Source organism: Clostridium boliviensis (assembly GCF_033342255.1).
In the GTDB taxonomy this organism is placed as follows: Bacteria; Bacillota; Clostridia; order Lachnospirales; family Lachnospiraceae; genus Lacrimispora; species Lacrimispora boliviensis.
Genome location: NZ_JAWONS010000011.1, coordinates 83612 through 96485, shown reverse-complemented (window position 1 = coordinate 96485; position 12874 = coordinate 83612). Strand labels below are relative to the sequence as shown.

The 12874-nt window shown below is 41.9% G+C and carries 14 protein-coding genes; 2 read left to right on the top strand and 12 right to left on the bottom strand.

Annotation, left to right across the window (positions count from 1 at the left end; all coding sequences use genetic code 11):
* Positions 1-94 precede the first annotated feature (94 nt).
* Both RZO55_RS00860 and RZO55_RS00855 read left to right on the top strand, forming a co-directional pair.
* Positions 95-709, top strand: a complete 615-nt coding sequence (locus tag RZO55_RS00860) for a recombinase family protein (RefSeq protein ID WP_318062411.1) — start codon at positions 95-97, stop codon at positions 707-709.
* A 57-nt stretch (positions 710-766) separates the two neighbouring features.
* The gene (locus RZO55_RS00855) at positions 767-1150 is read left to right on the top strand and encodes a metal-dependent transcriptional regulator (RefSeq protein ID WP_318062410.1); all 384 of its coding nucleotides are present in this window, start codon (positions 767-769) and stop codon (positions 1148-1150) included.
* Positions 1151-1202: 52 nt separating this feature from the next.
* Here RZO55_RS00855 and RZO55_RS00850 read toward each other — a convergent pair whose 3' ends face one another.
* The 12 genes from RZO55_RS00850 to RZO55_RS00795 form a co-directional block, all read right to left on the bottom strand.
* The gene (locus tag RZO55_RS00850; RefSeq protein WP_318062409.1) at positions 1203-2141 is read right to left on the bottom strand and encodes a helix-turn-helix transcriptional regulator; all 939 of its coding nucleotides are present in this window, start codon (positions 2139-2141) and stop codon (positions 1203-1205) included.
* A 106-nt stretch (positions 2142-2247) separates the two neighbouring features.
* Positions 2248-4395, bottom strand: coding sequence for a methyl-accepting chemotaxis protein (locus tag RZO55_RS00845; RefSeq protein WP_318062408.1), 2148 nt, complete (start codon positions 4393-4395; stop codon positions 2248-2250).
* A 181-nt stretch (positions 4396-4576) separates the two neighbouring features.
* Entirely contained in the window at positions 4577-5752 is a 1176-nt protein-coding gene (locus tag RZO55_RS00840) for a tyrosine-type recombinase/integrase (protein ID WP_318062407.1), read from the bottom strand.
* 154 nt (positions 5753-5906) lie between these two features.
* Positions 5907-7133: an MFS transporter gene (locus tag RZO55_RS00835; RefSeq protein WP_318062406.1), complete on the bottom strand. Its 1227-nt coding sequence runs from the start codon at positions 7131-7133 to the stop codon at positions 5907-5909.
* Positions 7126-7701: a helix-turn-helix domain-containing protein gene (locus RZO55_RS00830; RefSeq protein ID WP_318062405.1), complete on the bottom strand. Its 576-nt coding sequence runs from the start codon at positions 7699-7701 to the stop codon at positions 7126-7128. Before RZO55_RS00830 ends, RZO55_RS00835 begins: the two co-directional genes overlap by 8 nt.
* A gap of 96 nt (positions 7702-7797) precedes the next feature.
* Positions 7798-8943 carry a GGDEF domain-containing protein gene (locus RZO55_RS00825; RefSeq protein ID WP_318062404.1) on the bottom strand — a complete coding sequence of 382 codons (1146 nt, stop codon included), beginning with the start codon at positions 8941-8943 and terminating at the stop codon, positions 7798-7800.
* Between the two features lie 195 nt (positions 8944-9138).
* The gene (locus RZO55_RS00820) at positions 9139-9351 is read right to left on the bottom strand and encodes a hypothetical protein (RefSeq protein ID WP_318062403.1); all 213 of its coding nucleotides are present in this window, start codon (positions 9349-9351) and stop codon (positions 9139-9141) included.
* A gap of 13 nt (positions 9352-9364) precedes the next feature.
* Complete coding sequence (locus tag RZO55_RS00815) at positions 9365-10291, bottom strand: AEC family transporter (RefSeq protein ID WP_318062402.1); 927 nt, start codon at positions 10289-10291, stop codon at positions 9365-9367.
* Between the two features lie 53 nt (positions 10292-10344).
* Positions 10345-10647, bottom strand: a complete 303-nt coding sequence (locus RZO55_RS00810; protein ID WP_318062401.1) for a PTS sugar transporter subunit IIB — start codon at positions 10645-10647, stop codon at positions 10345-10347.
* 32 nt (positions 10648-10679) lie between these two features.
* Positions 10680-10973, bottom strand: coding sequence for a PTS sugar transporter subunit IIA (locus tag RZO55_RS00805; RefSeq protein WP_336624235.1), 294 nt, complete (start codon positions 10971-10973; stop codon positions 10680-10682).
* Between the two features lie 26 nt (positions 10974-10999).
* Positions 11000-11206 carry a hypothetical protein gene (locus RZO55_RS00800; protein ID WP_318062400.1) on the bottom strand — a complete coding sequence of 69 codons (207 nt, stop codon included), beginning with the start codon at positions 11204-11206 and terminating at the stop codon, positions 11000-11002.
* A 58-nt stretch (positions 11207-11264) separates the two neighbouring features.
* A complete protein-coding gene (locus RZO55_RS00795) occupies positions 11265-12575 on the bottom strand; it encodes a PTS sugar transporter subunit IIC (RefSeq protein ID WP_318062399.1) in 1311 nt (436 codons plus the stop codon).
* Positions 12576-12874 lie beyond the last annotated feature (299 nt).

Here is a 12874-nt window from a genome sequence, read left to right as displayed (position 1 = left end):
TAGAAAGGTACACCTTTTTAGCAATGCAATATGCTTGTCTCATTTTAAAATCCACCCTTTCTGCCATACTAAGAGGGACAGGAGGAAAAACAATATGAATAATTTTTATGGTTACGTCAGAGTCTCCACTCTGGATCAAAACGTTGAACGCCAGCTGATCGAATTGATTAAATGGGGTGTTTTAGAAAAAAATATTTATTGTGATAAATTATCGGGAAAAGATTTCAACAGACCACAGTACCAAAAACTGAAGCGAAAACTAAAAGAGGGCGATGTGCTGGTGGTCAAGAGTCTGGACCGTCTTGGGAGAAATTACGAAGATATTCAGCAGGAATGGAGAGACATTGTTAAAATCACAAAAGCTGATATTGTAATTATCGACATGCCGATTCTTGACACAAGGACCAATAAAGATTTAATTGGAACGCTGATCTCAGACATTGTGCTGCAGCTGCTTTCCTATGTAGCCCAGGCAGAAAGAGAAAGTATCCGGCAAAGACAGGCAGAAGGGATTGCCATAGCGAAAGCACAAGGGAAGCACTTAGGGAGATATCCCTCTCCTCTTCCTGAAGAATTCTTCCCAGTCTATGAGAAATGGCAAAACCGGGAATATTCACTGCGGTCAGCCAGTGAAACACTGGGAATTACTATCAGTCAGTTTCGTACGATGATAAAAAAGCATGAAAAAGCATTTGATAACCTGACTTGAAAACAAACAGCATTTTGTGTTACAATAAACAGATACGAAAAGAACTACTGAAAGAAGGTGACTGTTACGAAAATACAGGAATCTGCCGAAAATTATCTGGAAGCAATTTTAATGCTGCATCAACGCAACGGATATGTCCGTTCTATTGATATCGCCGGTGAATTGGAATTTTCCAAGCCCAGCGTCAGCGTAGCAATGAAGAATCTGCGTGAGAATGGTTTTATTGATATGGATGAAAACGGACATATTACACTGCTGGAGAAGGGACAGGAAATTGCAGAACGGATGTACGAGCGCCACACCTTCCTTTCCGACTGGCTTATGGCTCTTGGGGTGGAACGTAAGATTGCCTTAGACGATGCCTGCCGGATTGAGCATGTGATCAGCGCTGAAAGTTTTACAGCAATTAAAACATTTGTCAATGGCAGGCAAAAGGGATAACAGATAAGCAGCATTGCAAAGGAGAGTATGTTTTATACTGACTGCCTCCTTTTCAATGCTGCTTATTTATTTCATCTTCCATTGGATGACATCGGGTCTTAATCCGGTCCAAAAGTTCCAGAAAATCCGTCCTGTATTCCAGTGGCTCAAGAATCCTCACATGATCCCTGAAACCAAGCAGCCAGCTGAATAAAGACTCCTTATCTGACCAGCTGACTGTCATTGTCAGCCTGCCATCATCGTCTTCCGTAAAACTGTTGATTCCGTACTCTTCGATGAGACGCCATTTCATGATTCCATCAAATTCTGCCGTTACATGTACTTCATTGGTCCAGGAAACCTCACGCGGATCCATTTTGTATAACTGAGGTGCTCTCTCCTCTATGTCCTCATTGGTACATATGATCTGTTCCATACGGTTCAGCTTGAACATACGCAAATCATCTCTCAGCAGACAATATCCCCAAACATACCAGGAAGACCATTCAAATATCAACAAACGAGGTTCAATAATCCGGTCATTCTCCCCACCCGGACCATAGTAATGAAACTTAATTCTCTTTTTTCTCTCTATGGCATCTTTAATCAGCTCGAATTTAGGTGACAGAGAGGACTGGTACCAGGAACTCAGATTAATGACAACCGGACCGCTGGCTCCCACATAATCGCTGCTTCCAAAGGAAAGCTTATCCATGAGAAGCTGGTAGCGGTTGCTGCCTGACACGCTGTCTAAACTCTTTAACCCTGACAGAATTGCCTGCATCTCTGAAGAAGTGAACAATGTTTTATCCACCTTATAGCCTTCTGCTATGGATATTCCCCCATTTTTCCCCTGTTCGGTGACAACGGGGATTCCGGCTTTACACAAATCCTCCACATCACGGTTTATGGTTCTTCTGGAGACCTCGAACTTATCTGCCAGATAGGGTGCTGTCACCTTTTCTTTCTGAAGCAGTATGGATATTATACCAATCAGCCGGTCAATTTTCATCTTTTCGTCCCACCCTTTTTTTGCAATTATATCATGAACTCTTCATTTGGAACACAAAAAATATGGCTCACTGCAAATCCCGTAGAATTGCAGTGAACCGCTAAATTTAATATTTCGCCGAGTCGTGTATATTAGCCGAAGGGGTTATATATGTGTGGTCAGGTTCGATAACCGGTACTTCAAAGGCAGCTGCGGCCTCATAACGAACGCGTTCTTCTTCAGCCTGCGGGTCTGTACCCTGAAGCCTGAATTTCTCTACTTCCTGTTTTAATAACTGGGCCTGGGCATCCAGTTCTTCACTGGAAGCAGAACTTTCCTCTGCTGTTGCCGCATTGGTCTGAACAACTGTAGAGACCTGGGTCAGTCCCTGGTTAATCTGATCGATCGCCTCCACCTGTTCATTGGAAGCAGCTGCAATCTCCTGAATCGTATGCTCCACCTGTCCGGATTTCTCCGCAGCTGACTTTAAAATACGGGTTGTCTCATAAGCAATTTTTACACCTTCTGACACGGTCTGAACCGAATGTCCGATGAGATCTGCTGTCTGCTTGGCAGCCTCTGCTGATTTACCTGCAAGATTACGTACTTCATCGGCTACCACTGCAAATCCTTTGCCTGCTTCTCCTGCTCTGGCTGATTCCACCGCTGCATTTAAAGCCAGTATATTGGTCTGAAATGCAATATCCTCAATTACTTTGGTAATGTTTGAAATCTTCTCAGAAGCCTGTCCGATTTCCTTCATGGAATGATCCAGCTTCTCCATATAGGTATTGCCTTCATCCATTCCGGTAACCGCCTCTCTTACATAGCCGGTTGCCTTCAGAACATTCTCTGCATTCTGCTGTGCCCGGTTTGAAACGCTGCTTACCGAAGCGCTTAATTCCTCAACTGTAGCTGCCTGTTCCGTCGCACCCGAAGCCAGTGCCTGGGAAGCATCGGAAATCTGCCTTGATCCCTCTGCTACTCTGTCAGAAGATTCTTTAATCTTAGTAAATACCGAATTTAAGTTATAGGTAATACCATTCAGCGAATCCTTGATCTGTACAAAATCACCTTTATAATCCTGAGTCGCTGTAATCGTGCAGTCTCCCTTTTCCAGACCGCTTAAAATCGTAGAAATTTCATTAATATAGCTATTAAGGGTATTGATCGTTCCGGTAAATGAACGGGATAAATCCTCAAGTTCATCTCCAGTATTGATCTGAGGTACTTCAGAATGCAGATCTCCCTCATCGAGAGCTTTGATACGCTCTGCCAATCCGATAAGCGGCTTAACGATCGGACCTGCTATCCGAAAAGCCATATGTAAGGATGCAAGAATCATCAGAGCCGCCAGAATGATTGTGATGATCAGTGACTGATAGAAGCCTGCCATCATCTCGGACTGATTTGCTGCAACTCCGATGGACCAGCTGTCTGTGTTGGTTATAGGTGTGTAACCCATGACCAGAGTCTTCCCCTTAAAGCGGGCTGTCCGGATATCAGACTTTCCTGTAATCATCTCCTGTATATTGGCGGCAACCTCCTTAAGTGACGAATCGCTTTTTGCCAGCTCAATATAATTGGTCTCATTTGACACGACGTTTCTGTCCTTATGGGCAACTACCTTTCCGGCTTTATCTGTAATGAATCCATAACCGGATTTTCCTATGGAAACTCCGTCAATCATCTTACTGAATACATCTGCATCCAGGGTTCCTGTTACAACCCCGTTATATTCCCCATTATTCACCTTAGCTGCAATTACCAGAACTGTTTTGCCCAGTTCCTCGCTTTGCATGGTGGTTGATATGTAGGTTTCCCCATTTATTGCTTGGCTAAAATATTCCAACTGGCTGATATCTGCACCATTGGAGGCCTTTCCGTTGACATCCGCTGTTGTAACCTCCAAAAAACCATAATCCTTCGCCAGCTTATCCATCACTTCTTTTCTCTGCCCATCACTTTTATTTCGGTCTGTAATGGAAGTGTATTGTGCTATGGCCTCTATTTTAATCTTGTATATATCTATTGCGTTCTCAATCGCCTGACTGTAAGCCTCTGCTGATTCCATAAGTCTCATATCAGTATTGTTTTTCGCATCACGGTAGAACAGAAAACCATTGAAAGCACCAAACAAAATAGAAATTACCACGCACATAGCAATGATACCAGACAGCAATCTCCCTTTGATGGATCTGTTCTTTCCCGATGAGTCAGACCCCTCCTCTGACTTTTTTATGACCCTCCGAAATGCCTTAAATTTTCCCGCCACAGTCATATCCTCCTAATCATTATTTACGTGCTGGAAACTACTCACCTTTTCTGTAAAATTTTTACTGAATTTTACTAATTAATATTATATAACAGAGGGCAGATATTTGTCAATTATGACTGAATTTTGTAGAATATTATAATAATTTGTAACTTAGGCTATAAAATGTGATAGTTTTACTCTATCTGGCCCAGGAATCTTCCAATATTTCAAAATTACCCTTTATTATTGGTCCGTTCAGATCAGCATTCAACTGGTACATATCATTGAATTTTTCAATAGCAGCCTTTTTTTGCTCCATCAGGGAATGTGCGTAGACATTTAAGGTGATGGATACGGTGGAATGTCCCAGAAGTTCACTGATGGTTTTAATATCCACTCCCAGTTCCAATGCCCTGGTGGCAAAGGTGTGGCGGATGGCATGAAATTTCCGGTCTTTGACATGTGCCTCCTTTAACAGTCGTTTATAAAGTTTCTGAAAGCACCGGGGATCAAAAGGGACATCTGCTTCCGTAAAGATATAATTCTCCTGATTTTTATTTTTATAAGCAGCCATCACCGGCATGTTAAGCAAAAACTGGGGAAGGGGTATTCTCCTCATGGATTTACGGCTTTTGGGGGCTCCCACAAACAATGCGGTTTTTTGCTCCTTCTCATCAAAATGCCGGATCCGGGAAACGGTCCTGCTTACAAATAAGGTCCCTGTCTCCATATCAATATCTCTCCATTTTAATGCGCATAACTCCCCAAGACGCAGGCCGGTATAAAAGCAAAGGAGAATTCCCATTGCACGCCTGTCGCTGTTATGAAAAGCCACCAGCTCGATCTGACGCTGCTCTTTCATTGAGAATACTTCCACCTCTTTATCATCCGTTTTGGGATATTTAATCAGATCTATAATTGCAAGACAATCCGCCGACCCCTTTAAGATCTCTTTTACTGCTATCTTAAATATGGTCAGGTTTTTCTTTTTAGAAGAATCTGCAAGCTCCTCATTCTCATACATTTCTTTCACAAAACGCGAAACAGTATCCGTTGTGATTCTCTGTTTTTTCTCCTTTTCAAAAAACGGAATCACATATTTGTATATGCACCGGTAATAACTTTCATAGGTAGATGGCTTTACTCTTACAGAGACATCCTTAAGCCAGTTTTCAAAAAGTACAGACCCTTCCTCTGCTTCTCCCGATTTCTTAGCTCTGTAATTCACCTGGGTATCCTTGAAATTCTTCATCTTTTCCTTTACACCCTTATAGCTTCTGGAATAAAAGTACTGGTACTTCCCTGTCTGCTTTAAAGTTCTTCCTTCCCATCTTCCATCTTTGCGTTTATAAATATTTTCTCCTCTTCTTGGCATGGTAAAACTCCTTTGCTTATAATAGTTTATTATATGATGGTTTAAACTCTGGAAAATAATCCAATTATTTCCATATATTACAAAAGGACCAGTTTACTTTCAATCAAAAAATGGCGATCCATGATAGCTCTGGGTCGCCCTAACTCTATTTATATCAGCTGTTTTCAAATGATTCAATATCATATGGTTTTATTTTTCCTCTTTTTACCATTAAAAGCGCAGTAATTAAAAGGGTATAACCAATCATTACTACTCCGGAAGTAAACCAAAGTCCAGATATATCAATCTGCTCCACAAATAGACTGCTGAAAATAGAGCCAAGCATGGCGCCGGTTTGTAAGAGAAAAGAGCCCAAAGATAGAACACTGGCTCTTAGCGGTCCCGGCGTATACTGATTGACCAGTGTATTTTCAGCCACATTGCCGGTTCCAAGGAGTAAGTAAATGCCTCCGTATACAATTGCAAAGATCCAGGCAGATTTAATAATCGCCAGAATAAGTAAGACGCACCCAAGGAAAACACGGCTGATACTGTAGATACGCCACTGTCTTCCGGGGAATTTTAAGAGCAGCCTGCGGCAGAGAGAATTTCCTGTTGCTGACAGAAAGAACCCTACAAAAGACAGTATTCCCAGCACCCAGGTCCCCTGCGACAAATCTGACGTTCTAAGATAAGCCGGCTGCCAGTACGTCTCAATCGGCATAACAAGAAATCCAGTGAACAACATCCCTGCCAGGATAAATGGAAAATCCCGTCTTGAAAAAACTGTCCTGACCCCTTTCTTTAAATGGCGGATAAGGGGTGTCCTCTCTGCTTCACCACCCCATATCCGTACTTCTCGTATTCCAAATATACAAAGCCCCATGGTTACCACGGTCAATATAAAACGAAGCGAAATGTTCGCGTTATAGGCATCACCCAGGCAGGATAGGAAACCTCCAAGAATACACCCCAATGCCAGCCCAGTCTCTTGCAGAATGGCAAGGCGGGCTGTTACATCAGGCAGACAGTCCTCTCCTCTTTCCTCCAATGCCTGATCTACAATTAAGGCATCCAGGCTTCCAGAAGAAAAAGCCCTGCCGACACCGTTCAGTATAATGCAGCAAAATAACCCGACCAGATTGTGTACAAAAAATAGCAAACCCACAGATAACAGCTGGCAGACTCCTGATATAAGAAAAACCGATTTTCGACCATACAAATCCGCACAAATTCCACTTGGAAGCTCAAAGCATAATACAGCGGCTGAATAACTGGCTAATAAAAGGGGAAGCGTCTTTAGATCTGCCCCCCTTTTCAAAAGAATTAAGTTCAGCACCGGCAGAAGGATTCCTAACGAAGCGTAATTCAGGAAAATAATCAGCTGCTTTATCCTACTCATAAAGATTTTCCTCCGCATTATAAAGAATAAATGCATATTCCCACGGAGATTTCTCCCCGGATGGAATGGCGTGTGCGTCCAAATAATCTCTGATCAGCTTTAATAATTCCTCGCCCTCTCCAGGCGCCAGATGAATTACGCCAGTCAGAATATCTCCTAAATCCCACCTGGATTCTAAATCCTCATCATAATAATGCTCAATAAATTTTTTTTTCTGTGTTAAAAAGCCTTCATAAGTTCTTGCAACCTGCGCCTGAACCAGAACCTCTTTTTGCATCTGCGTATCATCCGGGTGATCGAGGCCGATCTGGACATTGACATAGGTTGGACTATAATATCTTGCAGTAATACCATTAATAGCCTCTGTATGATCCAGAGTAATGACCCCAAGTGACTCCAGCTTTTTAATATGGTGCTGAACACTTGATGGGGAGATCTCCAGTTTTTCCGAAAGCTGCTTTGGTGTCATGGGCAGCTTGGATCGCTCCAGTAGCCGGAGAAGATTCTGCCTTACCGGGTTCATATAAATTTCCAGTTCCTTTTTGGTAGATAACTTAATTTTATCCATTATACAGATTTCCTTCCTTACTTATTCATTACACAAATTGTAACATTATACATTATGTAACGTCAAGTCAAAAATCAAAGGGGACTACTCCCGCAGTCACTCTGCGATCTTCATCCCTTTTTCATATACTCTTACAGAATTGCGGTCTTTCTTAGCATCATATAACGCATAATCAGACAGAACAAAAAGCCTGGCTGCATTAAGCTGGCTGGAATAAGCAGACAATCCAAAACTGGCAGTAAAGCGGATTTCTTTTTCTTCCTCTATCCGAATCTTTTCGGTCAGTTGTCTGATCTCCTCACACATCAGGACAGCTTCTTCCATGGTTGTATTGTGAAACAGAAGACAGAATTCATCACCGCCGTAACGATATGGTGTATAGTTATAGGATTTCTCCATTAACACTCTGGCAAACTCAATTAAGCATCTGTCACCCATATAATGTCCGAACCGGTCATTGATATTTTTAAAATTATCAATATCCACGACAGCCAGAATATGATCTTCTAAGGGGTTTTGAACCTCCATGTCAGCCATGGCTTCATCAAGGGCCTTGCGGTTATATATTCTGGTCAGCTCATCTATCTGAATACTCTGTTTTAACTGGTGCCTCTCAAGATCTGTTCTTATGCTGGCCAGATTCTTTTTCTGTTCAAACCGGATTACTACCATGCTTGCAGCGGAAAATGCAATCAGTATTATCATGGATATCAGAAAATTTCCCATTCTCATGCTGCTTTCAAAAATTGTGATCTTATCCGAGTCCCATTTAATCAGTATTTCGGAAAATGCAGCTGACCAGATACAGAGTGAGGCTGTAATCCCTGTAAGCCTGTAATCTGCATACAGAATCGTCATCATAATTGCTCCCGGAAATATATAATAGGTTGCTGTAAATGCGCTATGAACCGTAAACAGGACAAATGTTATTAATACCAGTAACAGGGATACACAATAGATTTTCTGCTTCTGGGTAAATGCTTTTGATTTCATAATCAGGGTTTCTGCCAGAACACAAGTAATATTAATTCCGGAGGGTACTATGATGTATTTTAAGATGTAGCGTTCCATCGTTGTATGAATCAGACCTGACTGGGCAAAAAACAGACTCATGAGACATTCCATTACCAGAGAAAAAGCAACAATACCCACAGTGGTCTTATAGTGCAGCTTCAACCAGTCATAATCTATAATCTGATACTGCTTTTCTATTTCTATATTACGGATATTATCCGGTATCATGTTGGAAACCGCCTCCTGTCTTTTCCATTTACAACATCATAGATTCACCTGTTCATCCTAGAATATTCCTGATTTTCCATACAGTGAACGTAATGCAATTCTCCGTATGAAACAAAAAACAGTATAGCATACCAATAAAAAAAACGCACTTCATTTATTCCGGAGTCCCGGCATAAATGAAGTACGGTTCTTATACTAAGCCTGCTGAGCCTGAACGGAAAAATAGATTGCTGCCAGTTCCCTCTCTCCTTTCAGCTTCTTTTTTAATGCTTCTGCTTTTTTCTCATCATCTCCCTCCGGATTATTAAAAAACAGCTTCATTCCTGACTTTTTTATAAAAACAAGTCCGTCATCCTCTGCATATTTTTGAAACAGGTCCTGTTTCAACGGTGCATTAACAATAATCATTTTATCTCCTTTATTATAAAATTCCGCCGGCTGCCGCCATAATTGCAGGTATGGTAATTAAAGACAACGCTGTTGTAATAGTTAAAAGATTTGATGCGTACTGACCGTTCCTTTTATACTGCAGCGCAAACATAGTACCCATGGCTCCGCTTGGACAGGCTGCCGCAGTTAAAATAGTTATGGAAATGCTTCTTTCCGCTCCTGCTGCCAGTAAAAGGAGTAACGTCAGGCCGGGAACCACGATCAGCTTGGCTATACTTATTATATAGGTCCGTTTATTCTTTAATCCGCCAAGGAAGTCACTTTGAGCCAGATTAATACCGGAAATCAGCATGGCCGCCGGAGTATTCATTCCAGCGATTAATGCAACCGGTTCCGTGAATATTTCAGGCAGCCGGATTCCAGTTAAGAACAGGAATATCCCCAAAATAATTGCAGCATTAGAAGGGTTGATCAGGCTTCTTATCGTCTTTTTCATGCTTTCTGATTTTCCGCTCATCAGCATGATTCCATGGGACCAGACAAATATATTAAACACAGTCAGATAAGCCGTCATATAAAATACGCCTTCTCTTCCCAGAATACCATCGATAAGAGGAATTCCAATAAAACCGCAATTAGAATAAACAATTGACATTCGTTCCACAGCCATATCCGGTCCTGCGTCCTTTGGAACTGCAAATCCAGAGACTGCAATGGCAATCAAAAAGCTGGCAAAAGACAAGATGGCTGTGACTGCAAGACCATACAGCCGCTCTTTATCATAATCAATCTGATAGGACAAAAGTATCACACAGGGTGAAATAATATTAAGCAAAACACGGGTCAGCCTGCTGCCTGTCTCCTCATCGGCGATTCTCGCTTTGTATGCGCCTGCACCAATTAGCAGAATGATAAACATTTCAATTATTTTCGTTGCTGTAATGTAAGCCAGATCCATGTTTCTCCTCTGTCAGCTGCCTGTTACTGCTTATGTTTCCCTGTTGTCTGAAATTAATCTCCAAGTGCCTTTTTCACCTGTGCAATTACCTTGGTTCCATTCATGGTTCCATAAGCCTGCATATCAATGCATTCTACAATTTTTCCAGGGCATTCCTTTTCGACTTTCGCTTTGCTAAAACGAACCTGAGGCCCCAGGAGAATGATATCCGCATCCGGTCCTTTTTCTCTTGCACTGGCCAAAGCATAAGCGTTAATCTGGCATTCGTAATTTTCTTTCGCAGCTGCTTCTTTCATCTTATTTACTAAAAGGCTTGTTGACATGCCTGCGGCACAAAACAAAACAATATTTCTCATTTTAACAACTTCCCTTCTTTGAATATTTTAACTTATTTTCTTAAAATATCAATCATTTCTTTGCTTAAATCCATGACCGTCATGGCATTCATCAAATGATCCTGGGCATGAACCATCAGAAGTCCCACCTCCACTTTATTGCCGTTTAATTCATTCTGGATCATCTCTGTCTGTATCTCGTGAGCTTCCTTAAGTATGGTGTCTGCCTCCTCCATGAGTTCATCTGCCTTCTTAAAGTCACCGGCCTTCGCCGCACGCAGGGCCTCAATTGCAGTACTTCTGGCATTCCCTCCGTTTACTACAAGTTTCATAACAATCATTTCAATATCCATCACTTAGCTGCCTCTCTCTCCTAACCAGCAATTATGAGTTTCACAAATGTAACCAGGGTGCAGATCGCGATCATGGTCCATACCCATTTTTCTGGTCTGCGAAATTCAGACGAAGGACTCCATACCCGGAAAAGTCCATAAGGCGGACAAATTACAATCCACAGATAAGTAATAATTCTTGATTTTGAAAATACGTCTGTCATCTGAAGTTCATGCTTTTCCTTCATATTAAGATTTCCTCCTCTTTCTGTCAAACTCATAATTACCTCATTCTGTTTAAAACTGTTATTCTTCTGTTACAACCTGCTGTTTGTTTGATATCAGGACAAAGGGGATATACACAACAAATGCAAGGAGAATACAGATAATCTGTGTCACTGCTGCCCCTATATTCCCGCCGGAGCAAAGAAATGCCATAAGCCCCGGAGGTGTGGTCCACGGTGCATTTACCACCATTCTTCCGCAAAAACCAATCTTTGTCATGGCGTATGCAAAGGTAGCGGATACAGCCGGTGATATCATAAACGGAATGGCAAGCACCGGATTCATTACAATGGGAAGACCAAAAACCAGCGGTTCATTGATATTGAAAACTGCACAGGGAAGCGCCAGCTTTGCAATTGCCTTATAGTCCGCACGCTTGGAAAACAGCATGATGGCAATGATCAGACCTCCTGTAATTCCTGCTCCGGTAACGGTTGAAAAGCAGGACATGAACGGAGTGCTGATAATATTGGGAATTGCTGTTCCTGCTGCATATGCGGCCTCATTCTCTGCAAAGGCGGCCAGAAGTATGGGCTCATATACTGCCTTTGTCACCTGGGTTCCGTGAATACCAAACGACCATAAAACAGTGGTGATGAAAACCAAAGTAAGATATCCTGGGAAGCTGGTTAAGATTTTGGACAGCGGTCTCTGAATAAAAGCAGTTATTGCATTAAACAGTGTCACGCCTGTGACCATTTCAAATATCATTCCCAGCGCTGAAATAATGACTACGGTAATCAGGGAAGGAAACAGAATCGAAAAGGATCTGGCTACGTTTGACGGAACACCTTCCGGCATACGAATTTCCAGCTTCCCGCTCTTTACCAGCCGGCAGTAAATTTCCGTAGAGGCTATGGAAGCGAACATTCCTACAAACAACCCCTGTGCATTGGTATAGACTCTTGAAAGAACATTGGTAACTAGCACTTCTGTTCCGTCAGCTGCCTTTCCGCTTGCAGTAAAGGCACAAAGTGAAATATAGGCCCCCAGTGCCACAACTGGAAGTGCCTTATCAGTGATTCCGTAGTGTTCCCCCAGTTCCATGGCAATTAAGATTACACACCCGATTGCAATAAAATTCATGGTTCCGTAGTTAGCGGCTGTAAACATTGGATTCAATTTTCCAAGGAAGCTTAAACCCGGAATGTTTGCAAGACTGAAATATCCTGGTGTGGTGTTGCAGATAACATTGGAAAACAGTGTACAGAATGATCCGATAATGATAATTGGCAGAAGGCTCATAAATGCATTCTTAATTGCTGCCAGATGTCTTTGCGTCTGCATTGCCCCTGCTACAGACAGCATGCCGTTCATTAATTTGTCTTTCATCTTTCCCTCCATCTCCACCGTATAAAACGGTATTTACATTAAAACGTTTCGCATATACCCTGATTTTGTGCATCTCCCCTGATTTTTTTGTTATTTCCCCGGTTTTGTTATGCGTATTGACATATTATCACAGCTATCTTTTAAACTCCATGTTCAATTTTTCCATTTTCATAATGGCATTTTCTTCTTCTCTCCAAAAGAAACAGACACCACCACCAATTTGGAAAAAGTGTTCTTGGATATTGATTTTGCGCTCTGTTATAATGATAGTATGAATATTTAAAACAGCTAAGGAAAAG